Annotated in this window: 20 protein-coding genes; 12 read left to right on the forward strand and 8 right to left on the reverse strand. The window is 71.8% G+C overall.

Going from position 1 to position 24559, the window contains the following annotated elements; genetic code table 11:
* Positions 1-86 precede the first annotated feature (86 nt).
* The gene (locus tag AC067M_RS00725) at positions 87-821 is read right to left on the reverse strand and encodes an SDR family oxidoreductase (RefSeq protein WP_478694784.1); all 735 of its coding nucleotides are present in this window, start codon (positions 819-821) and stop codon (positions 87-89) included.
* Between the two features lie 143 nt (positions 822-964).
* On the opposite strand from AC067M_RS00725, the gene AC067M_RS00730 reads away from it, so the two are divergent.
* The 4 genes from AC067M_RS00730 to AC067M_RS00745 are packed head-to-tail and all read left to right on the forward strand — an operon-like array spanning position 965 to position 4322.
* Entirely contained in the window at positions 965-1708 is a 744-nt protein-coding gene (locus AC067M_RS00730; RefSeq protein ID WP_478694785.1) for an enoyl-CoA hydratase family protein, read from the forward strand.
* Positions 1709-2545, forward strand: coding sequence for a CoA transferase subunit A (locus tag AC067M_RS00735; RefSeq protein ID WP_478694786.1), 837 nt, complete (start codon positions 1709-1711; stop codon positions 2543-2545).
* Entirely contained in the window at positions 2542-3273 is a 732-nt protein-coding gene (locus tag AC067M_RS00740) for a CoA-transferase subunit beta (protein WP_478694787.1), read from the forward strand. Before AC067M_RS00735 ends, AC067M_RS00740 begins: the two co-directional genes overlap by 4 nt.
* Positions 3273-4322, forward strand: a complete 1050-nt coding sequence (locus tag AC067M_RS00745) for an NAD(P)H-dependent flavin oxidoreductase (RefSeq protein ID WP_478694788.1) — start codon at positions 3273-3275, stop codon at positions 4320-4322. Before AC067M_RS00740 ends, AC067M_RS00745 begins: the two co-directional genes overlap by 1 nt.
* On the opposite strand, the gene AC067M_RS00750 is transcribed toward AC067M_RS00745, so the two are convergent.
* From AC067M_RS00750 to AC067M_RS00760, 3 genes are read right to left on the reverse strand one after another with little or no spacing between them, the layout of a single operon-like run.
* A complete protein-coding gene (locus AC067M_RS00750) occupies positions 4306-5463 on the reverse strand; it encodes an acetyl-CoA C-acetyltransferase (protein ID WP_478694789.1) in 1158 nt (385 codons plus the stop codon). The genes AC067M_RS00745 and AC067M_RS00750 overlap by 17 nt on opposite strands.
* A gap of 23 nt (positions 5464-5486) precedes the next feature.
* The gene (locus AC067M_RS00755) at positions 5487-6098 is read right to left on the reverse strand and encodes a TetR-type transcription factor C-terminal domain-containing protein (protein WP_133930646.1); all 612 of its coding nucleotides are present in this window, start codon (positions 6096-6098) and stop codon (positions 5487-5489) included.
* 15 nt (positions 6099-6113) lie between these two features.
* Complete coding sequence (locus AC067M_RS00760; protein ID WP_478694790.1) at positions 6114-6902, reverse strand: SDR family oxidoreductase; 789 nt, start codon at positions 6900-6902, stop codon at positions 6114-6116.
* Between the two features lie 47 nt (positions 6903-6949).
* On the opposite strand from AC067M_RS00760, the gene AC067M_RS00765 reads away from it, so the two are divergent.
* Both AC067M_RS00765 and AC067M_RS00770 read left to right on the forward strand, forming a co-directional pair.
* Entirely contained in the window at positions 6950-8089 is a 1140-nt protein-coding gene (locus AC067M_RS00765) for an acyl-CoA dehydrogenase family protein (RefSeq protein ID WP_478694791.1), read from the forward strand.
* Positions 8089-9102 (forward strand): acyl-CoA dehydrogenase family protein, encoded by a 1014-nt coding sequence (locus AC067M_RS00770; protein WP_478694792.1) that lies wholly within the window; start codon positions 8089-8091, stop codon positions 9100-9102. Before AC067M_RS00765 ends, AC067M_RS00770 begins: the two co-directional genes overlap by 1 nt.
* A 3-nt stretch (positions 9103-9105) precedes the next feature.
* Here the strand turns inward: AC067M_RS00770 and AC067M_RS00775 are convergent, their stop codons facing one another.
* From AC067M_RS00775 to AC067M_RS00790, 4 genes are all read right to left on the reverse strand, one after another.
* A complete protein-coding gene (locus AC067M_RS00775) occupies positions 9106-9828 on the reverse strand; it encodes a vWA domain-containing protein (RefSeq protein ID WP_478694793.1) in 723 nt (240 codons plus the stop codon).
* A 133-nt stretch (positions 9829-9961) separates the two neighbouring features.
* The gene (locus AC067M_RS00780; RefSeq protein WP_478694794.1) at positions 9962-11425 is read right to left on the reverse strand and encodes a glutamate synthase subunit beta; all 1464 of its coding nucleotides are present in this window, start codon (positions 11423-11425) and stop codon (positions 9962-9964) included.
* On the reverse strand, positions 11418-16028 hold the full coding sequence (gene gltB / locus AC067M_RS00785) for a glutamate synthase large subunit (RefSeq protein ID WP_478694795.1): 4611 nt from the start codon (positions 16026-16028) through the stop codon (positions 11418-11420). The genes AC067M_RS00780 and gltB overlap by 8 nt, the downstream gene beginning before the upstream one ends.
* Before the next feature lie 367 nt (positions 16029-16395).
* Positions 16396-17127, reverse strand: coding sequence for a VIT1/CCC1 transporter family protein (locus AC067M_RS00790; RefSeq protein ID WP_478694796.1), 732 nt, complete (start codon positions 17125-17127; stop codon positions 16396-16398).
* 257 nt (positions 17128-17384) lie between these two features.
* Between AC067M_RS00790 and AC067M_RS00795 the strand changes: the two genes are divergently transcribed.
* From AC067M_RS00795 to AC067M_RS00820, 6 genes are read left to right on the forward strand one after another with little or no spacing between them, the layout of a single operon-like run.
* Complete coding sequence (locus tag AC067M_RS00795) at positions 17385-18482, forward strand: ADP-ribosylglycohydrolase family protein (RefSeq protein WP_478694797.1); 1098 nt, start codon at positions 17385-17387, stop codon at positions 18480-18482.
* Positions 18479-19840, forward strand: a complete 1362-nt coding sequence (locus AC067M_RS00800; RefSeq protein ID WP_478694798.1) for an ADP-ribosylglycohydrolase family protein — start codon at positions 18479-18481, stop codon at positions 19838-19840. Before AC067M_RS00795 ends, AC067M_RS00800 begins: the two co-directional genes overlap by 4 nt.
* A gap of 8 nt (positions 19841-19848) precedes the next feature.
* Positions 19849-21036, forward strand: coding sequence for an ADP-ribosylglycohydrolase family protein (locus AC067M_RS00805; protein WP_478694799.1), 1188 nt, complete (start codon positions 19849-19851; stop codon positions 21034-21036).
* The gene (locus AC067M_RS00810) at positions 21024-22505 is read left to right on the forward strand and encodes an ADP-ribosylglycohydrolase family protein (protein ID WP_478694800.1); all 1482 of its coding nucleotides are present in this window, start codon (positions 21024-21026) and stop codon (positions 22503-22505) included. Before AC067M_RS00805 ends, AC067M_RS00810 begins: the two co-directional genes overlap by 13 nt.
* Positions 22505-23710, forward strand: a complete 1206-nt coding sequence (locus AC067M_RS00815) for a CaiB/BaiF CoA transferase family protein (protein ID WP_478694801.1) — start codon at positions 22505-22507, stop codon at positions 23708-23710. Before AC067M_RS00810 ends, AC067M_RS00815 begins: the two co-directional genes overlap by 1 nt.
* Entirely contained in the window at positions 23707-24552 is an 846-nt protein-coding gene (locus AC067M_RS00820) for an HpcH/HpaI aldolase/citrate lyase family protein (RefSeq protein ID WP_478694802.1), read from the forward strand. The genes AC067M_RS00815 and AC067M_RS00820 overlap by 4 nt, the downstream gene beginning before the upstream one ends.
* The last annotated feature ends 7 nt before the right edge of the window (positions 24553-24559 follow it).

Here is a 24559-nt window from a genome sequence, read left to right on the forward strand (position 1 = left end):
CGGCGAAGGCGAGGGCGTGGGCGCGGCCGAGGCCGCGGCCGGCGCCGGTGATGACGACGACCCGGCCTTCGCAGATTCCGCCCATCTCACTTCTCCTTGTCGGCGGTCGCGGCGTCCAGGAAGGCCGGCCGTTCCCCGCCGCCGTGGACGAGGAGGCTCGCTCCGCTGATGTAGGCGGCCGCGTCGGAGGCGAGGAAGACGGCGGCGGCGCCGATGTCGGCCGGGTCGGCGAGTCGTCCGAGCGGCACGGTGCGGGAGACGGCGGCGAGGGCGTCCTCACCGCCGTAGTGGAGGTGGGACAGTTCGGTGCGGACCATGCCGACGACCAGGGTGTTGACGCGGATGTCCGGCGCCCACTCGACGGCCATGGAGCGGGCGAGGCTGTCGAGGCCGGCCTTGGCCGCTCCGTAGGCCGCGGAGCCGGGCGAGGGGCGGCCGCCGCTGACGCTGCCGATCATCACGATGGAGCCTTTGGCCCGTCGGAGGTGCGCGTGGGCGGCGAGGGAGGCGGTGAGAGGGGCGATCAGGTTCAGCTCCACCACGCGCGCGTGCCGCTCGGCGTCCGCGTCGGTGAGCGGTCGGTGGGGGGTGCCGCCCGCGTTGTTCACGAGGACGTCGAGGCGGGGCAGCGCGGCGAAGAAGGCGCTCACGGCGTCGCGGTCACGCAGGTCGAGGGGCATGAACTCGGCGCCCTTGAGGGGGGTTTCGGGGGGTCGGCGCGCACACGTCACGACGTCGGCTCCCGCCTGAGCGAAGGCCCTGGCGATGCCGGCGCCGACGCCGCGGGTGCCACCGGTGACGACGACGGTCCTGCCGGTCAACGACGAATCTCGCGGGGTTTCGCGGCGTTCCGGGTTTTCCACAGGCCCTCCCGCATGTCGGTGCCGACTGCTAGCTTCGAAGTCGCACACCTAACAAATGTTTGGTGGAAAGGTTGCTGAGTGCGAAGGTAGCTGATGCGTCCATGGGTGTCTCCACCTCGTCCCCGGAAAAGGGGATTTCCGTCGTCACCGTCGACTTCCCACCGGTGAACGCCCTGCCGGTGGACGGCTGGTTCGCCCTGGCCGACGCCGTGCGCGCGGCCGGCCTGGACCCGGAGGTCAGGTGCGTGCTGCTGGCCGCCGAGGGGCGGGGGTTCAACGCGGGCGTGGACATCAAGGAGATACAGGCCCGGGGACAGAGCGCCCTGCTCGGAGCGAACGCGGGCTGCGCGGAGGCCTTCGCGGCGGTGTACGAGTGCGAGGTCCCCGTCGTGGCGGCGGTGCGGGGCTTCTGCCTGGGCGGCGGCATCGGGCTCGTGGGGAACGCGGACGCGATCGTGGCGAGCGAGGACGCCACGTTCGGACTGCCCGAGCTGGACCGGGGGGCGCTGGGCGCGGCGACCCATCTGGCCCGGCTCGTCCCGCAGCACCTGATGCGTGCCCTGTACTACACCTCGCGCACGGCGACCGCGGCGGAGCTGCACGCCCACGGCTCGGTGTGGCGGGTGGTGCCCGGCGACCTGCTGCGGGCCGCAGCGCTGGAGCTGGCCCGCGAGATCGCCGCGAAGGACGGGCGCCTGCTGCGGCTCGCCAAGGCCGCCATCAACGGCATCGACCCGGTGGACGTCCGCCGCAGCTACCGCTTCGAACAGGGCTTCACCTTCGAGGCCAACCTCAGCGGTGTGGCCGACCGGGTCCGGGACACGTTCGGGAAGGAGGGTGCGTAGGTGAGTGACAAGACGATGACCGCCGACGAGGTCGTCTCCCGTCTGGAGAGCGGCATGACGCTCGGCATCGGCGGCTGGGGCTCGCGCCGCAAACCGATGGCACTGGTCAGGGCGCTGCTGCGGTCGGAGATCACCGAGCTGACCGTCGTCTCGTACGGCGGACCGGACGTCGGCATGCTGGCCGCCGCCGGACGGATCCGCAAGCTGGTCGCCGCCTTCGCCACCCTCGATTCGATCCCCCTCGAACCGCACTACCGCGCGGCCCGCGAGCGTGGCGCCTTCGAACTGATGGAGATCGACGAGGCGATGTTCATGTGGGGGCTGCGCGCGGCGGCGAACCGGCTGCCGTTCCTGCCGGTGCGGGCCGGAATCGGGTCGGACGTGATGCGGGTCAACCCCGGGTTGCGGACGGTCACTTCCCCCTACGAGGACGGGGAGACGTTCGTGGCCATGCCCGCCCTGCGGCTGGACGCGGCGCTGGTGCACGTCAACCGCGCGGACCGACAGGGCAACGGCCAGTATCTCGGCCCGGACCCGTACTTCGACGACCTGTTCTGCGAGGCGGCGGACACGGCGTACGTCTCGTGCGAGCGGATCGTGGACACGGCCGAGCTGACGAAGGAGGCGGCACCGCAGTCGCTGCTCATCAAGCGGCATACGGTGACGGGTGTCGTCGAGGCGCCGAACGGAGCGCACTTCACGTCCTGCGCACCCGACTACGGCCGGGACGAGGCGTTTCAGAAGCGGTACGCGACCACGCCCTGGCCGGAGTTCGCGGCACGCTTCCTCACCGGGGACGAACCGGCGTACCAGTCGGCGGTCAGGGAGGAACGGTGAACGGGGTCACCCGCGCCGAGTACTGCGTGGTCGCCTGTGCCGAGGCCTGGCGTGGCGCGGGCGAGATCCTGGCGAGCCCCATGGGTCTGGTCCCCTCCGTCGGTGCCCGTCTGGCCCGGCACACCTTCGCGCCGGACCTGCTGCTGACCGACGGCGAGGCACTGCTCGTCGGCCTGGACGGCACGGTCGAGGGCTGGCTGCCCTACCGGCAGCACCTGGCGCTGGTCACCGGCGGGCGACGGCACGTGATGATGGGCGCGAGCCAGATCGACCGGTACGGCAACCAGAACATCTCGTGCATCGGCGACTGGGCCAAGCCGGCACGGCAGCTGCTCGGGGTGCGTGGCGCGCCGGTCAACACCCTCAACAACCCGACGAGTTACTGGATACCGAGGCACTCCCGGCGGGTCTTCGTCGAGAAGGTCGACATGGTGTGCGGGGTCGGGTACGACCGCGCGGCCGGCGCGCGCCACCACCGCATCCCGCGTGTGGTCTCCGACCTCGGTGTCTTCGACTTCGCCACCCCCGACCGCTCGATGCGGCTGGCCTCGCTGCATCCCGGGGTGAGTGTCGAGCAGGTCCAGGAGGCGACGGGCTTCGCTCTCGTGGTCCCGGACAAGGTGCCGTACACACGTGAACCGACCGCGGGTGAACTGCGCCTGATCCGCGAGGTGATCGACCCGGAGAACACCCGTGCCCGTGAGGTCCGCGAGGGGGTGAAGCCCTGATGGAAACGGCACTCACCCGGCTCGTCGGTGTCCGTCACCCGATCGTGCAGACCGGAATGGGGTGGGTCGCCGGTCCGCGTCTGGTCTCCGCGGCGGCCAACGCGGGTGCGCTGGGTGTCCTGGCCTCGGCGACCATGTCCCTCGACCAGCTGCGGGAGGCGATACGCGAGGTCAAGTCCCGCACGTCCGCGCCCTTCGGGGTGAATCTGCGGGCCGACGCGACAGACGCCGGCGACCGGGTGCGGATCATGCTCGACGAGGGCGTGCGGGTCGCGTCCTTCGCCCTCGCTCCGTCCCGGGAGCTGATCGACGCGCTGAAGGAGGCGGGTGTCGTCGTCATCCCCTCCATAGGGGCCCGGCGGCACGCGGAGAAGGTCGCCGCGTGGGGCGCGGACGCGGTGATCGTGCAGGGCGGCGAGGGCGGCGGGCACACCGGCGAGGTGGCGACGTCGGTGCTGCTGCCGCAGGTGGTGGACGCCGTGGACATCCCGGTTGTGGCGGCGGGCGGCTTCTTCGACGGGCGGGGTCTGGTGGCCGCCCTGGCGTACGGCGCGGCGGGCGTCGCGATGGGCACGCGGTTCCTGTTGACGGCGGACTCGACGGTGCCGGACGAGGTGAAGGCGAGGTATCTGGCGGCGACGGTCAGGGACGTGACGGTGACGCGGGCGGTCGACGGTCTCCCGCACCGCATGCTCCGGACGGAGCTGGTGGCCGCCCTGGAGGACTCCGGGCGGGCGAGGGCGCTGCTCCAGGCCGTGCGCAGGGCGGTCGGCTTCCGGAAGCTGTCCGGGCTGACCTGGCGGCAGATGGTCCGGGACGGGCTCGCCCTGCGGCACGGCAAGGACCTGTCCTGGAGTCAGGTCCTGCTCGCCGCGAACACCCCGATGCTGCTCAAGGCGTCGATGGTGGACGGCCGTACGGATCTCGGGGTCATGGCCTCCGGGCAGGTCGCCGGGGTGATCGACGACCTGCCGTCGTGCGCGGAGCTGGTGGAGCGGATCATGAAGGAGGCGGACGAGACTCGGATGCGGCTCACAGCCTCTCGATGATCGTCACATTGGCCTGGCCGCCGCCCTCGCACATGGTTTGGAGGCCGAACCGGCCGCCGGTGCGCTCCAGTTCGTGCAGCAGGGTCGTCATGAGCTTGACGCCGGTCGCGCCGAGCGGGTGGCCGAGGGCGATGGCGCCCCCGTTGACGTTGACTTTCTCGGGATCCGCGCCGGTCTCCTTCAGCCAGGCCAGGACCACCGGGGCGAAGGCCTCGTTGATCTCGACGAGGTCGATGTCGTCGATCGACAGGCCGGTCTTCTTCAGGGCGTGGGCGGTGGCCGGGATCGGCGCGGTCAGCATGCGGATGGGATCCTCGCCACGCACCGAGAGGTGATGGACGCGTGCCCGGGGCGTGAGGCCGTGCTCGCGCACCGCCCGCTCCGAGGCCAGCAGCATCGCCGCCGCGCCGTCGGAGACCTGGGAGGAGCAGGCGGCAGTGACGGTGCCGCCGTCGATGACGGGCTTCAGTGCGGCCATCTTCTCCAGGGAGGTGTCCCGCCGGGGCCCCTCGTCGACGGTCACGTCGCCGTACGGGACGGTCTCGCGCGCGAAGCGACCCTCGTCGACGGCTCGCACCGCCCGCTGGTGGGACCGCAGCGCGAACTCCTCCTGGTCGCGGCGGCTGATCCCCCACTTCGCGGCGATCATCTCGGCTCCGGCGAACTGGTTGACGGGCCGCTTCCCGTACCGGGCCCGCCAGCCCTCGCTGCCCGCGAAGGGGCCCTCCGTGAAGCCCAGGGGTTCGGCCGCCTGCCGGGTGGCGAAGGCGATCGGTATCTGCGACATGTTCTGCACCCCACCGGCGACCACCAGGTCCTGGGTCCCGGACAGTACCCCCTGCGCGGCGAAGTGCACGGCCTGCTGCGAGGATCCGCACTGCCGGTCCACGGTGACGCCCGGCACCTCCTCCGGCAGTCCGGCCGCGAGCCAGCAGGTCCGTGCGATGTCCCCGGCCTGCGGCCCCACGGTGTCCAGGCAGCCGAAGACGACGTCCTCGACGGCGGCGGGGTCGACGCCCGAGCGCGAGACCAGCTGCTTGAGGACATGCGCCCCGAGATCCGCCGGATGGATCCCGCAGAGCCCTCCGCCGCGCCTCCCCACGGGCGTACGGACCGCTTCGACGATGTAGGCCTCGGCCATGGCGACTCCCCTGCGTGGATCGGCTAGGTACGTACGGCGATCCCGTCCAGCACCATCGACAGGTACTGCCGGGCGATCTCCTCCGGGCTGTGCTGTCCGCCGGGCCGGTACCAGGACGCGGCGACCCAGACGGTGTCGCGGACGAAGCGGTAGGTGAGGCGGACGTCGAGGTCGGCGCGGAAGACGCGGTCCGCGACCCCGCGTTCCAGCGTGGACAGCCACGCCTTCTCGAACCTGCGCTGCGAGTCGGCGAGGAACGTGAACCGGTCCTGCGCGACGAGCTGCTTGCTCTCTTTCTGGTAGATCGCGACGGCGGCGCGGTGCCGGTCGATCTCCCGGAACGACTCGGTGACAAGGGCTTCGAGGGTCTCGCGGGGGCCCTCGCCGGCGGCCAGGACGGTGTCGTACCCGTCCCACAGCTCGTCGAGGAAGGTGCGCAGGATCTCCTCGAGCATCGACTCCTTGGAGTCGAAGTGGTAGTAGAGGCTGCCCGCGAGCATGCCCGCGTGATCGGCGATCTTGCGTACGGTGGTGGCGTTGTAGCCCTGTTCGGCGAAGACCTCGGCGGCGGTGTCGAGGAGTTCGCGGCGGCGGGCCGGCGCGGCGGTCACCTGGGGCTTCTTCTTGGTCGGCACACGTTCATTGTCGTCCTACGCATGCTGGCTGCTGACAGAGACGACCTCTCCCGTCAGGTAGGAGGAGTAGCCCGACGCCAGGAACACGATCACGTTGGCCACCTCCCAGGGCTGCGCGTACCGCCCGAAGGCCTCGCGTGCGGTCAGCTCCTCCAGCAGCTCGGGGGTCGTCACCTTCGCCAGGTGCGGATGCATGGCGAGGCTCGGCGAGACGGCGTTGACCCGCACCCCGTACGCGGCCGCCTCCATGGCCGCACACCGGGTCAGCGCCATCACTCCCGCCTTCGCGGCGGCGTAGTGCGCCTGTCCGGCCTGGGCCCGCCAGCCGACGACGGAGGCGTTGTTGACGATGACCCCGGCGCCGGCCTCCCGCATCAGCCGCAGCGCCGCCCGGGTGCAGCGGAAGGTACCGTTCAGCGTCACGTCGAGCACGCCGGCCCACTGTTCGTCGGTCATGTCCACGAGGTCCGCGGTGCCCCCGAGCCCGGCGTTGTTGACGACGACGTCCAGCCGCCCGTGCTCCCGTACGGCTCTGTCGAACAGTGCACGCACCTGGGTCTCGTCGGTGACGTCGCACGGCAGCGCGACCACCGACGCCTCACCGAATTCCTCGGCCAGCTCGGCCTCGTACGCCTTGAGCCGCCGCACATGCGCGTCGCTGATCAGCACGCGCGCGCCCTCCTCCAGGAAGCGGCGCGCGGTCGCCCCGCCGATGCCCGCACCGGCCGCCGCGGTGACGACGGCGCTGCGGCCGACGAGCAGCGCATGCCCGGGAACGTACGGCGGACCCTCGACGTTCGTCATGACAGCACGCTAACCTACCAAACACTTGTTAGGGAAGGAGGGTGACCGTGGACCTCACGCATTCCCCCGCCGACGAGGCGTTCCGCGCCGAGGCCCGCGCCTGGCTCGAGGCGCATGTGCCCGCCGTCGCGCTGCCCTCCCTGGAGACGGAGGAGGGCTTCGCCGCGCACCGCGCGTGGGAGGCCGAACTGGCCGCGGGCCGCTGGTCGGTGGTGAACTGGCCGACGGCGTACGGCGGGCGGGACTGCGGGCTGCTCCGATGGCTGCTCTTCGAGGAGGAGTACTACGCGGCGGGCGCCCCCGGACGCGTCAACCAGAACGGGATCAGCCTGCTCGCCCCCACCCTCCTCGACCACGGCACGGAGGAGCAGCGTGCCCGCGTCCTGCCGCCCATGGCGTGCGGCGAGGCGGTCTGGGCGCAGGCGTGGTCGGAGCCGGAGGCCGGGTCCGACCTGGCCTCCCTCACCTCCCGGGCCGTCCGCACGGACGGCGGCTGGCTGCTCAGCGGCCAGAAGACCTGGTCGTCACGGGCGGCCTTCGCCGACCGCGCCTTCGGCCTGTTCCGCAGCGAACCGGGCCTGACGAGACCCCACCAGGGCCTGACGTACCTGATGTTCGACCTGCGCGCCGCCGGCGTCACCGTCCGCCCCATCGGCCGCCTCGACGGCAAGCCGGCGTTCGCGGAGCTGTTCCTGGACGAGGTGTTCGTGCCGGACGAGGACGTGATCGGCGAGCCCGGTCAGGGCTGGCGGATCGCGATGTCGACCGCCGCCAACGAGCGCGGGCTCACCCTGCGCTCCCCCGGCCGCTTCCTCGCCTCGGCGGACAGACTGCGGGAGCTGTGGCTGGAGCGGGGTGCTCCGGACGCCATGCGCAGCCGCGTGGCCGACGCGCTGATCGGCGCCCGCGCGTACCAGTTGTTCACCTACGCGGCCGCGTCCCGCTTCCTGGAGGGCGCGCCACTCGGCCCGGAGTCCAGCCTGAACAAGGTCTTCTGGTCGGAGTACGACATCGCGCTGCACGAGACCGCCCTCGACCTGCTGGGGGAGGAAGGAGAGGTGGCGGACACCGAGTGGTCCGAGGGGTACGTCTTCTCCCTCGCGGGGCCCATCTACGCGGGCACCAACGAGATCCAGCGCGACCTTGTCGCCGAGCGCCTGCTCGGCCTGCCGAAGGGACGCCGCTGATGCGTTTCCTCCTCGACGCCGAGCAACGGGCCTTCGCCGCCTCGCTGGACGCGATGCTCACGGCCGCCGACACACCCGCGGTGGTACGGCGGTGGAGCCGTGGCGAGCATGCGAGCGGGCGCGCGCTGTGGTCCCGTATCGCGGACGCGGGCGTGTTCGCGCTAGCGGTGCCGGAGGCGTACGAGGGGCTGGGCTCCCGGCCCGTCGACCTCGCGGTCTCCTTCGTCGAGCTGGGCCGCCATGCGGTGCCGGGCCCCCTGGTGGAGACGGTCACGGCAGCCGCGCTGCTGACCGAACCGGCCCTCGCCAAACGCTTCCTCGGGGCACTGGCATCGGGCACGACGATGGTGACGATCGCCCGCACCAGCTCGTACACCCTCGACCACCGGCCCGCCGACGACAGCCCGCACGCCCACGACGACTCCTACGCGCTGGACGGCGACGCCGCGACACTCCTGCTCGCCCTGGACTCCGACGGCCTGCGCCTCGCCCCCGGTCACGGCCCGGTCCGCCACTCCCTCGACGCCGCCCGCCGTCTCACCCCACTGAGACCCGGCGGTGAACTCCTCACCCCCGCCCCGCCGCTCGACCACGCCCTCGCCTGGGCCCGCCTCGCCACCGCCGCCCAGGCCCTCGGTGTCGGTCTCGCGCTCCTGGACCGGACCGTGGCCCAAGTGAAGCGGCGCGTGCAGTTCGGCGTCCCCGTCGGCTCGTTCCAGGCGGTCAAACACCGGCTGGCCGACGCCAGGATCGCGTTGGAGTTCGCCCGCCCGCTGGTGTTCGGCGCCGCGACGACGATGACCCCGGCCGATGTCGCCGCAGCCAAGGTCAGCGCCTGCGAGGCCGCGTACACCACGGCCCGTACCGCGCTCCAACTGCACGGCGCGATCGGGTACACGGCCGAGTACGACCTGTCGCTCTGGCTGACCAAGGCCCGTGCCCTGCGCACGGCTTGGGGCACCCCGGACGAGTGCCGGGCCGCGGTGCTCAGCGAGCGTGCCCGCCGCTCATGAGGGTCAGGCCCGCACGATCCCCTGCGCCCGCGCGGCGACCAGCCACTTCGGGAACTCGCCCACCAGCCGGTCGTACAGCTCGGCGTCCGACACCTGCCGCGGATCCGAACCCGCGTGGAAGAAACCGGCGTTGTCGACGACCCGCTTTCCGGGCACGGCCAGCTCGTCGAGCTTGCGCAGGAAGTCGAACTGCTTGCTCTTCGCGTCCCCGAACCCGATGAACTGCCAGAACAGCGGCAGCTTCGCTGCCTTGCACAAGTACCGTTCGGCGGCGAGCTTGTTGATGGGCCCGCCGTCGGTCTGGAAGACGACGAGGGCGGGCTCGCGGGAGCCGCTGTCGAGGTAGTGGTCGATGACGGCGTCCATCGCCAGGTGGTAGCTGGTCTTGCCCATGTGGCCCAGGCCCGCCGCGATCCGCTCGACGCGGCCCTGGTGGTCGGCGAGGGCGATGTCCGCGACGGCGTCGACATCCGTGGAGAAGAAGACGACCGGCACCCTGCCGTCGTCGTCGAGGTGCGCGGACAGCCCGAGCACCCGGTCGGCGAGCGCCTGCACACTGCCGTCCTTGTAGTACGGCTTCATCGACCCGGAATAGTCGACCACCAGGTAGACGGCGGCCCGCAGACCCTCCAGGCCGTGCTTGGTGAGGGAGACCCCGGCGGTCTTGTAGAGGTTGACGAGCGCGGGTGCCGTCTCCTGGATCTTGCTGAGGCTGATCGCGACCATGGGGCACACCCTCCCACAGCCGGACATGCGACGGCGCCCGCCCAGTCGTCCGGTCGGGGACTGTTGGGCAGGCGCCGTCTGGTGTTCCGTACGCCGTTGTACGGGACGTCTGTGAGGTTCTTCCTACGACCCGTCAGACCATCAGCGAGCGGTCCGTCGGGCGGATCGGCGCCGGCAGGTCGCTGGCGCCCGTGAGGAAGCGGTCGACGCCGCGGGCGGCCGAGCGGCCCTCCGCGATCGCCCACACGATGAGGGACTGGCCGCGGCCTGCGTCACCGGCGACGTACACGCCGGGGACGTTGGTCTGGAAGTCGGCGTCGCGGGCGATGTTGCCGCGCTCGTCGAGCTCCAGGCCGAACTGGTCGACCAGGCCGTTCTCGCGGTCGGTGCCGGTGAAGCCCATGGCGAGCGTGACCAGCTGGGCGGGGATCTTGCGCTCCGTGCCCGGCTTCGGGGTCAGCTTGCCGTCGATGAACTCCACCTCGCTGAGGTGCAGCCACTGCACGTTGCCGTCCTCGTCGCCCTCGAAGTGGCTCGTCGAGACGGAGTAGACCCGCTCGCCGCCCTCCTCGTGCGCCGAGGTGACCTTGTACAGCATCGGGAAGGTCGGCCACGGCTGGTTGGTCACGTGCCGCTCGTCGTTCGGGCGGGGCATGATCTCCAGCTGCGTGACAGAGGCCGCGCCCTGGCGGTGGGCGGTGCCCACGCAGTCGGCGCCGGTGTCGCCACCGCCGATGACGACGACGTGCTTGCCCTCGGCGGAGATGGGGGGCGTCACGTAGTCGCCCTCCTGCACCTTGTTGGCCAGGGGCAGGTACTCCATCGCCTGGTAGATGCCCTTGAGCTCGCGGCCGGGGACCGGGAGGTCACGGGCGGTCGTCGCACCGGCGGCGATGACGATCGCGTCGTACCGCTTCTTCAGGTCGGTCGCCTTGAGGTCGCGGCCGATCTCGATGCCGGTGCGGAAGCGGGTGCCCTCCGCGCGCATCTGCTCGATACGGCGGTTGATGTGCCGCTTCTCCATCTTGAACTCGGGGATGCCGTAGCGCAGGAGGCCTCCGATGCGGTCCGCGCGCTCGTAGACGGCGACCGTGTGGCCTGCCCGGGTCAGCTGCTGGGCGGCGGCCAGGCCCGCCGGGCCCGAGCCGATGACGGCGACCGTCTTGCCGGACAGGCGCTCGGGGGCCTGCGGCTTGACGTCACCGCTGTCCCACGCCTTGTCGATGATGGAGACCTCGACGTTCTTGATGGTGACCGGCGGCTGGTTGATGCCGAGCACACACGCCGACTCGCACGGAGCGGGGCACAGACGGCCCGTGAACTCCGGGAAGTTGTTCGTCGCGTGCAGACGCTCGGACGCCCCGGTCCAGTCCTCGCGGTAGGCGTAGTCGTTCCACTCGGGGATCAGGTTCCCCAGCGGACAGCCGTTGTGGCAGAACGGGATGCCGCAGTCCATGCACCGGCTGGCCTGCTTGCTGATGATCGGCAGCAGGGAGCCGGGGACGTAGACCTCGTTCCAGTCCTTGACGCGCTCCTCGACGGGACGGGTCCTGGCGACCTCGCGGCCGTGGTTGAGAAAGCCCTTGGGATCAGCCATTGGTCGCCGCCTCCATCATCTTCTCGGTGATCTCGGTCTCGGAGAGACCGGCTCGCTCGGCGGCGTCCTTGGCGGCGAGCACTGCCTTGTACGTGCTGGGGATGATCTTGCTGAAGCGTTCCACGGCCGCGTCCCAGTCGGCGACGAGCTTCTCGGCGACCGTCGAGCCGGTCTCCTCGGCGTGGCGGCGCACCACGTCGTGCAGCCACTGCTTGTCCGTGTCGTCCAGCGCCTCGATCGCGTCGAGGTTGCCGACGTTGACGTTGTCGCGGTCGAGGTCGATGACGTACGCGATGCCGCCGGACATGCCGGCCGCGAAGTTGCGCCCCGTCTCGCCGAGGACCACCGCGTGGCCGCCGGTCATGTACTCGCAGCCATGGTCGCCCACGCCCTCGGAGACGACCGTCGCGCCGGAGTTGCGGACGCAGAACCGCTCGCCCGTACGGCCGCGCAGGAAGAGCTCACCGCCGGTCGCGCCGTACGCGATGGTGTTGCCCGCGATCGTCGAGAACTCGGCGAGATGGTCGGCGCCTCGGTCCGGGCGCACGATCACACGGCCGCCGGAGAGGCCCTTGCCGACGTAGTCGTTGGCGTCGCCCTCCAGGCGCAGCGTGACACCGCGCGGCAGGAAGGCGCCGAAGGACTGCCCCGCCGAACCCGTGAAGGTGATGTCGATGGTGTCGTCGGGCAGGCCCGCGCCGCCGAACTTCTTCGTCACCTCGTGGCCGAGCATGGTGCCGACCGTGCGGTTGATGTTGCGGATGGCGACCTGGGCGCGCACCGGCTGGGCGTCGGTGGCGCTGGAGGCGGCGAGGGCGTCGGCGGCGAGCTTGATGAGCTCGTTGTCGAGCGCCTTCTCCAGGCCGTGGTCCTGGGCGATGACCTGGTGCAGGGCCGCGCCCTCGGGCAGCGCCGGCACGTGGAACAGCGGCTCCAGGTTCAGGCCCTGCGCCTTCCAGTGGTCGACGGCGCGCTGGACGTCGAGGACCTCGGCGTGGCCGACGGCCTCCTCGATGGAGCGGAAGCCGAGCTCGGCGAGGAGCTCGCGGACCTCCTGGGCGATGAACTCGAAGAAGTTCACCACGTACTCGGCCTTGCCGTTGAACCGGTCGCGCAGCGTCGGGTTCTGGGTGGCGATGCCGACCGGGCAGGTGTCCAGGTGGCAGACGCGCATCATGACGCAGCCGGAGACGACGAGCGGCGCGGTCGCGAAACCGAACTCCTCGGCGCCGAGCAGCGCGGCGATGATCACGTCACGACCGGTCTTCAGCTGGCCGTCGGTCTGCACGACGATGCGGTCGCGCAGGCCGTTGAGCAGCAGCGTCTGCTGGGTCTCGGCGAGACCGAGCTCCCAGGGGCCGCCCGCGTGCTTCAGCGAGGTCAGCGGGGAGGCACCCGTACCGCCGTCGTGGCCGGAGATGAGCACGACGTCCGCGTGCGCCTTGGAGACACCCGCGGCGACGGTGCCGACGCCGACCTCGGAGACCAGCTTCACGTGAATCCGCGCCTGCGGGTTCGCGTTCTTCAGGTCGTGGATCAGCTGGGCCAGGTCCTCGATGGAGTAGATGTCGTGGTGCGGCGGCGGGGAGATCAGGCCGACGCCCGGGGTGGAGTGACGCGTCTTGGCGACCCACGGGTAGACCTTGTGGCCGGGCAGCTGGCCGCCCTCGCCGGGCTTGGCGCCCTGGGCCATCTTGATCTGGATGTCGTCCGCGTTGACCAGATACTCCGAGGTCACGCCGAAGCGGCCGGAGGCGACCTGCTTGATCGCGGAGCGGCGCACCGGGTCGTACAGGCGCTCCGCGTCCTCGCCGCCCTCACCGGTGTTGGACTTGCCGCCCAGCTGGTTCATGGCGATGGCGAGGGTCTCGTGCGCCTCCTTCGAGATGGAGCCGTACGACATGGCGCCGGTGGAGAAGCGCTTGACGATCTCGGAGACCGGCTCGACCTCGTCGATGGAGATCGGCTGCCGGTCCTCGCTCTTGAAGCCGAACAGGCCGCGCAGCGTCATCAGACGCTCGGACTGCTCGTTCACACGGTCGGTGTACTTCTTGAAGACGTCGTAGCGGCCGGTGCGCGTGGAGTGCTGGAGGCGGAAGACCGTCTCCGGGTCGAACAGGTGCGGCTCGCCCTCGCGGCGCCACTGGTACTCGCCGCCTATGTCGAGGGCGCGGTGGGCCGGCGCGATGCCGGAGGCCGGGTACGCCTTGGCGTGGCGGGCGGCGACCTCCTTGGCGATGACGTCGATGCCGACGCCGCCGATCTTGGTGGCGGTGCCGTTGAAGTACTTCTCGACGAAGGCCTCGTCGAGACCGACGGCCTCGAAGACCTGGGCGCCGCGGTAGGAGGCGACGGTCGAGATGCCCATCTTGGACATGACCTTCAGAACACCCTTGCCGAGGGCGTAGATCAGGTTGCGGATGGCCTTCTCGGCCTCGATGTCCGACAGGAAGGTGCCCGCGCGGACCAGGTCCTCGACGGACTCCATGGCCAGGTACGGGTTGACGGCCGCGGCGCCGAAGCCGATGAGCAGGGCGACGTGGTGGACCTCGCGGACGTCACCGGCCTCGACGAGCATGCCCACCTGGGTGCGCTGCTTGGTGCGGATGAGGTGGTGGTGGACGGCCGCGGTGAGCAGCAGCGACGGGATCGGCGCGTGCTCGGCGTCGGAGTGGCGGTCCGACAGGACGATCAGTCGGGCGCCGTTGTCGATGGCCGCGTCGGCCTCGGCGCAGATCTCCTCGATGCGCGCGGCGAGGGCGTCGCCGCCGCCGTGCACCCGGTACAGGCCGGAGAGGGTCGCGGCCTTGAAGCCGGGCATGTCGCCGTCGGCGTTGATGTGGATGAGCTTGGCCAGCTCGTCGTTGTCGATCACCGGGAACGGCAGGGTGACCGAACGGCAGGACGCGGCCGTGGGCTCCAGCAGGTTGCCCTCGGGGCCGAGCGACGAGCGCAGGGAGGTGACGAGCTCCTCGCGGATCGCGTCCAGCGGCGGGTTGGTGACCTGCGCGAACAGCTGGGTGAAGTAGTCGAACAGCAGCCGCGGGCGCGAGGACAGCGCGGCGATCGGCGAGTCGGTGCCCATCGAACCGATCGGCTCGGCAGCGGCCTTGGCCATCGGCGCGAGGATGACGCGCAGCTCTTCCTCGGTGTAGCCGAAGGTCTGCTGGCGGCGGGTGACCGAGGCGTGGGTGTGCACGATGTGCTCGCGCTCGGGCAGGTCGCCCAGCTCGATCTCGCCGGCCTCCAGCCACTCGGCGTACGGCTTCTCGGCGGCGAGCTGCGCCTTGATCTCGTCGTCCTCGATGATGCGGTGCTCGGCGGTGTCGACGAGGAACATGCGGCCGGGCTGCAGACGGCCCTTGCGGACGACCTTGGCCGGGTCGATGTCGAGGACGCCGACCTCGGAGCCGAGGACGACGAGGCCGTCGTCGGTGACCCAGTAGCGGCCGGGGCGCAGACCGTTGCGGTCGAGCACGGCACCGACCTGGGTGCCGTCGGTGAAGGTGACGCAGGCCGGGCCGTCCCAGGGCTCCATCATCGTGGAGTGGAACTGGTAGAAGGCGCGCCGGGCCGGATCCATGGAGTCGTGGTTCTCCCACGCCTCCGGGATCATCATCAGCACGGAGTGCGGAAGTGAACGGCCGCCCAAGTGCAGGAGTTCGAGCACCTCGTCGAAGGACGCCGAGTCGGAGGCGTCCGGGGTACACACCGGGAAGATGCGCTCGAGGGCCTTCTCGTCCGATCCGAAGACGTTGGAGACCAGCTGCGACTCACGGGCGACCATCCAATTGCGGTTGCCCTTGACGGTGTTGATCTCACCGTTGTGCGCGACGAAGCGGTACGGGTGCGCGAGCGGCCAGCTCGGGAAGGTGTTCGTCGAGAAGCGGGAGTGGACCAGGGCGACGGCCGACGCGAAGCGGCGGTCGGACAGGTCGGGGAAGAACGGCTCCAGCTGGCCGGTGGTCAGCATGCCCTTGTACACGATCGTGCGCGCGGAGAGCGACGGGAAGTAGACGCCGGCCTCGCGCTCGGCGCGCTTGCGCAGCACGAAGGCCTTGCGGTCGAGGTCGATACCCGTAGAAGGCACTGCGGCGCCGTCGGTCACGAAGACCTGGCGGAAGGCGGGCATCGTGGAGCGGGCGGTGGCGCCGAGCAGCTCGGGGGCGACGGGGACCTCGCGCCAGCCGAGGACGGTCAGGCCCTCGTCGGCTGCGATCGTCTCGATCTGCGAGACGACTTCGGCCGTCCCGTCCTCGGGCAGGAAGGCGATGCCGACGGCGTAACCACCGGCCGCGGGCAGCTCGAATCCGGCCACCTCGCGGAAAAAGGCGTCGGGGACCTGGGAAAGGATGCCGGCGCCGTCGCCCGAGTCGGGCTCGGAGCCGGTGGCACCGCGGTGTTCGAGGTTGCGCAGGACCGTCAGGGCCTGTTCGACCAGGGTGTGGGACGCCTCGCCGGTGAGGGTGGCGACGAAGCCGACGCCGCATGCGTCGTGCTCGTTGCGGGGGTCGTACATACCCTGCGCAGCAGGGCGAGCATCCATGAACGACCAGTTCTGGCCATTCGCGGAATGCTGGGACGGCTGGCGCGGCGTACGCATCGGCTCTCCCGTCGTCGTCTCAAGTGGCATATGTGCTTGCGAAGGGACGACGTTGGCCCTCTGCTTGTGCGCAAATTTCGTGCAGGTTACATGATGGAGCGGTTCTCGGGAACCGGATACTCCGTTCCAACATGCGGACGCCGCGGGGTGGCGGCGGGCACCGCGCACGGCGGCGGAAATATGGGGACCCGATTCGGACAGATCGATGCCCATCGGTCCAGGGGGCGGGGCGAGCGTCGTCGCTCACTCCACGGTGCGCCGCAGGCACCATTGCCCGCAGCGCTTACGGCTCATGCCCCGTGGTCAAGCATTCGAAACCAGCAAGTAACGGCTACTTATGCGGCCCATCGCATAAGTAGCATCCGCACTATCCTACGGCCGTCCCGAACAAGCTGCCCAGGGCGTACGTCACACCGGCCGCCGCGCCACCCAGAGCGAGCTGCCGCAGACCACTGAACCACCAGGTGCGCGCCGTCACCCTGGCCACCACGGCACCGCACGCGAAGAGCCCGACGAGCGCGAGGAGCAGGGCGGGCCACAGGGCGCTGGCGCCGAGCAGATAGGGCAGCACGGGCAGCAGCGCGCCGAGCGCGAACGCGCCGAAACTGGAGACGGCGGCGACCAGCGGCGAGGGCAGATCGCCGGGGTCGATGCCGAGTTCCTCGCGGGCGTGGATCTCCAGGGCCTGCTCGGGATCCTTGGACAGCTGCCGGGCGACCTGCCGCGCCAGGGCGGGCTCGACACCACGGGTCTCGTAGAGCGCCGCGAGCTCGGCCTCCTCGTCCTTCGGGTGCTTTCTGAGCTCCCGGCGCTCCACCTCCAGCTCAGCCTCGACGAGTTCGCGCTGCGAGGCGACGGAGGTGTACTCACCGGCGGCCATCGAGAAGGCTCCGGCAGCGAGGCCCGCGAGTCCGGTCAGGACGATGGTGTGCTGACCGACCGAGCCGCCGGCGACACCGGTCATCAGGGCGAGGTTGGAGACCAGACCGTCCATCGCGCCGAAGACGGCGGGGCGCAGCCAGCCACCGTTCACATCCCGGTGGGTGTGGTTGTCGCGGTGCGCTTCATGCAGCGCTGCCTCGTTTTCCATGAGTGCCATGCGGGTCTCCGGCCATACCTTCTGGACTGATTCTATTTTTCGACAACGCTTACCGTACGCCTCGCATTCCTAGCCCGCCAGCAAGGAAAGGCTGGGCTAACCTGCGGTTTTACCGCTCATCGCTCATCCGTGTATATGGCCGCACAGATGTCGACCGGGTGACGCTGCGGTGGGTCAGGCTGCGCCGAAGACCGCACCGGGGACAGTTCCGCAAAGGGTTCGCCGCCCCTGACGGGCACCCCCGAGAGGAGCCGCGTATGGCATCGATCGCCTGCATTCCCTCCGTCCCGGCGCCCGGGAACGCCGCCGAACTGCGCGACCGGGCTCGTGGCGCGCTGCTCGGCCTGGCCGTGGGCGACGCCCTCGGGGCACCGGCCGAGAACCTCAAGCCCTCCGAGATCCGCGCGCGCTGGGGCCGTATCACCGGATACGTCGCCGAGAAGCCGGCGGGCACGGACGACACGGAGTACGCGATCTTCTCCGGACTGCTGCTGGCCCGGCACGGCTCCTCACTCACGGCGGCGCACGTCGAGGCGGCCTGGCACGAGTGGATCGCCGACCGCGAGGAGGGCCCCTTCCGCGGGGCCGGCTTCAGCGAACGGGGCACGCTGGAGAACCTCCGCCGGGGCCTGGCCGCCCCCATCTCCGCCCAGCACCGCCACGCGTGGAGCGACGGCCTCGCCATGCGCGCTGCTCCCTTCGGCGTCTTCGCTGCGGGCCGCCCGGCGGAGGCGGCCCGCCTGGTCGCGATCGACGGCTCGGTCAGCCACGACGGCGAGGGCATCTACGGCGGCCAGGCGGTCGCGGCGGGAGTGGCGGCGGCGATGGCGGGCGCCCCCGCCGTCGCCGTCGTCGCCTCCGCCCTCGCCGTGGTCCCGGACGACTCCTGGACGGCCCGCTCCCTGCGCCGGGCCGTGACCGTCGCCCACCGCGGCGAACGCGCGGTCCGCTCGGCCGTCGTGATCGGCGGCTATCCCTGGACCGACCTGGCCCCCGAAGCCGTCGCCCTCGCCTTCGGCGCGTACGCGGCGGCCGACGGCGACTTCCGGCACGCCGTCCTGACCGCGGTCAACATGGGTCGCGACGCCGACACCACCGCCGCGGTCGCCGGAGCCCTCGCGGGCGCGACCCAGGGCGCCTCCGCGATCCCGGCGGACTGGGCGGCGGCCATCGGCCCGGCCCGGGGCAGCTGCCTCCCGTCCATGGCGGGCCACCACGTCCTGGACATCGCGGACGAGCTGGTCCGGTTACGAGGCGAGGCTCCGGCACCACGGACCACGTGGCGGACGCCGTTCACACCGGCACCGTGCGATGACGTGGCACCGGGTGACGACACGGCCGAGGTCCGGTCATGACGCCGTCGCCCGGACCGTGGGGGACGGAGTCGGGAACGACCACACCGACCGGCACCGCCGGCACCGAGACACACCCCGCACCCACCACACCGACCACAGCCACTGCCACCACAGCCGCCACACCGGCCACAGCCACCGCATCCACCACATCCATCGCCACCACTTCGACCACTGCCACTGCCACCACAGAGACCACAGAGACCACCCCCGCCGCCGCTTCCCGCACCCGCAATCCGGCCAACCACCCCCGCCGCATCGAAGGCCTCCTCCTCGGGCTCGCCGCCGGTGACGCGGCAGGCTGGCCCGCCGCTCGGCATCGGGCGGCCCGGATGCCGGAGTGGACCAGGCGGCTCACCCGCGAGCTGGACACCTTCGCCGAGCAGAACGCGACGACCACGCTTCCCGTCCCCATCGCCCTGAACCAGCCCCCCGAGCCGCTCCGCCTGGGCCCCTCCGACGACGCCGAGTGGGCGGTGTTCGCGGCGGAGGCCGTGCTGCGGGCCGGGGACGACAGCGCGCTCGGCGACCTGAGCCGGGAGCGCCGGATGCGTGCCGCGATCGACCTGACCTGGAACGCGATCGCGAGCGAGGTCGCGGCGGCCGCCGAACGCGCCCCCGAGGTCGAGTCGGCGGTACTGCCCCTGCGCGCCCGCATCTCCGTCCGGGCCGGCCTCGGCAACCTCGCCACCGGCCTGCGCCCGCCCGCCACCGGCCACGACAACCCCCACTACTTCGACGACGCCGCCTGCGTACGCGCCTGTGTCCTCGCGGTCGCCCATCCCGGCGAGCCCCGACTCGCCGCCGACCTCGCCGAGTTCGACGCCCGCTACTCCCAGGACGGCGACGGCGTGCACGGCGCCCGGGCGATGGCGGCGGCGCTCGCGCTGGCCCTGGTCGGCGCGGAGGTGGACGCGTGCGTGAGGGCGGCCCTGGCCGAACTCCCCGAGGAGACGGAGATCGGCCGCAACGCCCGTGAGGCACTGCGGCTGGCCCACGATGCCGAGAGCACGTTCGCCCTGGTCCCGCCCCTGGAACACCGCATCGTCGACCATGTCTACAGCTACGGCGTCGCGGCCGCCGAGACGGTCCCCGTGGCCCTCGCCCTGGCCACGGCGGCCCGCGGCCGTATCGCGGAGGCGGTCCCGGCTGCGGCCTGCCTGTCCCGCGTGGCCGACTCGGCCCCGGCCCTCGCGGGCGCCCTCACGGGCGCACTGGGCGGCGGCGAGGCGATCCCCGCCTCCTGGCGCACCACCTGCCGCACCCTCCCCGGCTGCGTCCTCCCCCGCCTGACCGGCACCGACCTCGTGGAACTCGCCGAACTCCTGGAAGCGACACAACCGACCCCGCCAGGAGGATGATTCGGGGCATGACGCCCAAAGCAACAGAAAGCACGGCACCGGTTCACGGGGCGAGCCTCGACGAACGGATCACCGGCGCCCTGGTCGGAGCAGCCGTCGGCGACGCCCTGGGCGGCCCGGTCGAGGGCTACTCCCCCGACCAGATCGTGCAGCGCCACGGCGGCCGCGTCCACGGCATCGTCGGCCCCTGGAACGGCGACGCCTGGCGCACCGCCCGCCCCATCGCCCCGTACCACAAGGGCGACGGCCACGTCACCGACGACACGTTGATGACCCACGCCCTGGTACGGGTGTACGCGCAGGTCCGCGACCACCTCGACGCGTACGCGATCGCCGACCACCTGGTCCCGGACCTGATGACAACGCCCCGCTGGATTCCGGAACTGGAGGCGGAGGCGCTCCCCCTCCAGCGGGTCTTCCTCGCGGAGAAGTGGCTGGTGACACGACTCCACTACGGCCACGTCGACCCCCGGGAGGCAGGCGTCGGCAACATCGTCAACTGCGGCGCGGCGATGTACATGGCCCCCGTCGGCCTGGTCAACGCGGCCAACCCGGCGGCCGCGTACGCCGAGGCCCTGGACGTCGCGGGCGCCCACCAGTCGTCGTACGGTCGTGAGGCGGCGGGCGTTTTCGCGGCGGCGGTGGCCGCGGCCTGCGCACCGGGCGCGACCCCGGACTCGGTGGTCTCCGTGTGCCTCGCCCTGGCGAAGGACGGCACCCGGGCGGCGATCGAGAAGGTCTGCGAAGCGGCGTCCCGCCACACGGACTTCGAGTCCGCGCTGGTCCCGTTGCGGGAGGCGGTGACCCCGTACGACACGGTGGGCCCCGACTACAAGCGCCCTACTCTGGCCGCCCGGCGCCCCTCCCGCCTGCACGCGATCGAGGAACTCCCGGTGGCCCTCGGCATGTTGGTCGTGGCCGGCGGCGACTACCGCCACGCGGTCCTGGGCGCGGTGAACTACGGCCGCGACTGCGACTCCATCGCCACGATGGCGGGTGCGTTGTCCGGGGCCCTGGGCTCCCCCGTCCCGGAGGACTGGGCGAAGACCGTCGCGGAAGCGAGCCGCCTGGACCTGTGGGCCCCGGCGAGGACCCTCACGGAGGTCGCCCGGGAGATCTTCGCATCGGACGTACGGCGCCGACGAGCCCACGAGGAGGCGTTCAGCGAGATCGGGGGCCCGAGATGCTCCGACTGACGTGGGTCCAACCGGAGGATCTGCTGGGCCACGAACTGCGCCAGGCCACCCAGGACGGCCGCGAACCCTCGGCGATCGCTGCGAGATGGAAGGCGGCAGGCGGCCTCGACGCCCCACCCCGAGCGGGAGCCTCCCCCCACCCGGCCTCCCGCTACCTACGCCTCCTCGCAGACGACTTGCTGGACGAACTGGCGGACCTGCCGAGCAGCCTGTCGGAGCACGAGCCGACGGACCTCGTGCAGATCAAGGCCAGGTGTCCGGCTTGGCCCGCGCTCCCCGCGGGCAGTCGTGCCGCCGGGGCGATGGCGGTACCCCCGCTCGAGCGAAGCCGAGGGTCGGCGAGGGTGCGCGCGGACGGCGCCCCGTCAGCGCCGGGCTGCGCGCCCCACGCCCGCCCAGCCCCCACCCGGGCCCGCATCGAAGCCGCCTGGCTGGGCAGAGCCGCCGGCTGCCTCCTCGGCAAGCCAGTCGAAAAACTCCCCCTGGACGCCGTCCGCCAACTGGCGGCGGCAACCGGCAACTGGCCCCTGAACACCTACTTCACAGCCCGAGGAGTCCCCCAGGACCTCCTCGAAACGCACCCCTGGAACCGCCGCTCGGCCCCCACCTCCCTCGCCGAGAACATCGACGGCATGCCCGAGGACGACGACCTCAACTACCCCCTCCTCAACCTCCTCCTGCTCCAACGCCACGGCACAGCCTTCACCACCCCCGACGTAGCCCGACTCTGGCTCGAGGAACTCCCCGCCGGCCGCGCCTTCACCGCCGAACGCATCGCGTACCGCAACCTCCTCCTCGGCCTGGACCCCCCGCACACCGCCCGCCACCGCAACCCCTTCCGCGAATGGATCGGCGCCCTGATCCGTGCCGACATCCACGGCTGGACCAACCCCGGCGACCCCGCGGCCGCCGCCGAACAGGCGCACCGCGACGCCACCCTGACCCACACCGCCAACGGTGTCTACGCGGCGATGTTCACCGCGGCCACCATCGCCACCGCGGCCACCGGTACGCACGACGTCCACACCTGCCTCCGCACCGGCCTCACCGTCGTCCCACCCCGCTCCCGACTGTCCCGCGCCGTCCACCACGCGATCCGACTCGCCGAGACCCACGACGACTTCGACATGGTCGTGGACGAACTCCACGCCACCCACACCGCGACCCACCACTGGGTCCACGCCATCCCCAACACCGCCCTGATCGCCGCCGCCCTCACCCACGCCGACGGCGACTTCACCGGCTCCATCTGCCGTGCCGTGTCCGGCGGTTGGGACACCGACTCCAACGGCGCGACGGCCGGCGGCATCGCGGCCCTCCTCGCGGGCGACCCCGCCGCCCTCCCCGACCGCTGGACCGCGCCCCTCAAGAACCGCCTGGCCACCTCCATCGGCGACTTCAACGGCATCGGCTTCGACGCGCTCGCCCAGCTCACCCACGCGCTCATCCCCCGGGAGGCACCCGCCTGATGACCGACTCCCCCGCAACCCGCTCGCCCCTGACCGGCCTCCGCGTCCTCGACCTCGCCACGCTCTTCGCCGGCCCCCTTGCCGCCACCCTGCTCGGCGACTTCGGCGCGGAGGTCATCAAGGTCGAGCACCCCACGAAACCCGACCCCTCCCGAGGACACGGCCCGTCGAAGGACGGCGTCGGCCTGTGGTGGAAGGTCCTGGGCCGCAACAAGCGCACCACGACCCTGGACCTCTCCAAGCCGGGCGGCCGCGCCACCCTCCTGCGCCTCGCCGCCACCGCCGACGTCGTCATCGAGAACTTCCGCCCCGGCACCCTGGAGAAGTGGGACCTGGGCTGGGAGGAGCTGTCCACCGCCAACCCCCGCCTGATCCTCACCCGCGTCACCGGCTTCGGCCAGTTCGGCCCGTACGCGCACCGCCCCGGCTTCGGCACCCTGGCCGAGGCGATGAGTGGCTTCGCCGCGATCACCGGCGAACCCGACGCACCCCCGGTCCTCCCGCCGTTCGGCCTGGCCGACTCGATCGCGGGCCTGGCCACCGCCTACGCCGTCCTGACGGCCCTCGCCGCCCGCGACCGTACCGGCGAGGGTCAGGTCGTCGACATGGCCCTCATCGAGCCGATCCTGACCGTCCTCGGCCCCCAGCCCACCTGGTACGACCAGCTCGGCCACGTGCAGCCCCGCACCGGCAACCGCTCCCAGAACAACGCCCCGCGCAACACCTACCGCACGGCGGACGGCACCTGGGTCGCCGTCTCCACGTCCGCCCAGTCGGTCGCGGAACGCCTGATGCACCTGGTCGGCCGGCCCGAGCTGATCGACGAGGCCTGGTTCGCCACGGGCGCCGACCGCGCCCGCCACGCCGACGTCCTCGACGAGGCGGTCGGCACCTGGATCGCCCGCCGCACCCGCGCCGACGTCCTCGCGGCCTTCGAGAAGGCGGAGGCCGCGGTGGCCCCCGTCCAGGACGTACGGGACGTCATGACCGACCCGCAGTACGCGGCCCTCGGCACCGTGACCACCGTCGACGACCCCGAGCTGGGCCCGCTGCGCATGCAGAACGTCCTCTTCCGTCTCTCCGCCACACCAGGCGCGATCCGCTGGGCCGGCCGGCCGCATGGCGCGGACACCGAGGAGGTCCTGACCGAGCTGGGCCTGACCCCGGCCGAACTCGCCACGCTACGCGCGGAGGGCGCCCTGTGACCTTCCCGCTGACCTGGCTGTACGTCCCCGGCGACCGCCCCCACGTCGTCACCAAGGCGCTGCTCTGCGGCGCCGACGTGGTGGTGATCGACCTGGAGGACGCGGTCGCCCCCGACCGCAAGGACTACGCCCGCGCCGCCACGGCCGAACTCCTCTCCGAGCCCCAGCCGGTCCCGGTCCACGTCCGCGTCAACACCCTGGACGGCCCGTGGGCGGCCGCCGACCTGGAGGCGGTGGCGTCCCTCCCGGGCCTCGCCGGCCTCCGCCTCCCCAAGGTCACCTCCCCCGAACAGGTCGTACGCGTCGCACAAGGCACACCCCCGATGCCCCCGACGACCCCGAAGACCCCGACAGCGCCCGCCCTGTACGCCCTCCTGGAAACGGCCCTGGGCATCGAGCGGGCCCATGCCATCGCCTGCGCCCACCCGGCCCTGCGCGGCATCTCCCTCGGCGAGTCGGACCTCCGCGCCGACCTGGGGGTCCGGGACGACACGGGCCTCGACTGGTCACGCTCGCGGATCGTCGTGGCCGCGCGGGCGGCGGGACTGCCCCCGCCCGCCCAGTCGGTGTACCCGGACATCCGCGACCTGGACGGCCTGGCGGCCTCCTGCGCCCGCGGCCGCACCCTCGGCTTCCTGGGGCGCACCGCGATCCACCCCCGCCAGCTCCCGGTCATCAAGCGGGCCTACCTGCCCACCCCTCGAGAGATCGAGCGGGCCGAGACGATCGTCAAGGCGGCGGCAGCGCAGCAGGGCGCCCAGGCCCTGCCCGACGGCCGCTTCATCGACGCGGCGGTCGTGGCAGCGGCCCAACGAACCCTGTCCCTGGCCCGCCGTCTCTGACTCCGCT

The organism is Streptomyces sp. NPDC043427 (assembly GCF_056436655.1).

Excerpts from the sequence above, each read along its gene's own strand:
- AC067M_RS00815 (WP_478694801.1), top strand. The coding sequence starts at position 22,505 with ATGACCGACTCCCCCGCAACCCGCTCGCCCCTGACCGGCCTCCGCGTC.
- AC067M_RS00760 (WP_478694790.1), bottom strand. The coding sequence starts at position 6,902 with ATGACGAACGTCGAGGGTCCGCCGTACGTTCCCGGGCATGCGCTGCTC.
- AC067M_RS00750 (WP_478694789.1), bottom strand. The coding sequence starts at position 5,463 with ATGGCCGAGGCCTACATCGTCGAAGCGGTCCGTACGCCCGTGGGGAGG.
- gltB (WP_478694795.1), bottom strand. The coding sequence starts at position 16,028 with ATGCGTACGCCGCGCCAGCCGTCCCAGCATTCCGCGAATGGCCAGAAC.
- AC067M_RS00730 (WP_478694785.1), top strand. The coding sequence starts at position 965 with ATGGGTGTCTCCACCTCGTCCCCGGAAAAGGGGATTTCCGTCGTCACC.
- AC067M_RS00745 (WP_478694788.1), top strand. The coding sequence starts at position 3,273 with ATGGAAACGGCACTCACCCGGCTCGTCGGTGTCCGTCACCCGATCGTG.
- AC067M_RS00805 (WP_478694799.1), top strand. The coding sequence starts at position 19,849 with ATGACGCCCAAAGCAACAGAAAGCACGGCACCGGTTCACGGGGCGAGC.
- AC067M_RS00800 (WP_478694798.1), top strand. The coding sequence starts at position 18,479 with ATGACGCCGTCGCCCGGACCGTGGGGGACGGAGTCGGGAACGACCACA.
- AC067M_RS00810 (WP_478694800.1), top strand. The coding sequence starts at position 21,024 with ATGCTCCGACTGACGTGGGTCCAACCGGAGGATCTGCTGGGCCACGAA.
- AC067M_RS00795 (WP_478694797.1), top strand. The coding sequence starts at position 17,385 with ATGGCATCGATCGCCTGCATTCCCTCCGTCCCGGCGCCCGGGAACGCC.
- AC067M_RS00780 (WP_478694794.1), bottom strand. The coding sequence starts at position 11,425 with ATGGCTGATCCCAAGGGCTTTCTCAACCACGGCCGCGAGGTCGCCAGG.
- AC067M_RS00790 (WP_478694796.1), bottom strand. The coding sequence starts at position 17,127 with ATGGCACTCATGGAAAACGAGGCAGCGCTGCATGAAGCGCACCGCGAC.
- AC067M_RS00775 (WP_478694793.1), bottom strand. The coding sequence starts at position 9,828 with ATGGTCGCGATCAGCCTCAGCAAGATCCAGGAGACGGCACCCGCGCTC.
- AC067M_RS00770 (WP_478694792.1), top strand. The coding sequence starts at position 8,089 with ATGCGTTTCCTCCTCGACGCCGAGCAACGGGCCTTCGCCGCCTCGCTG.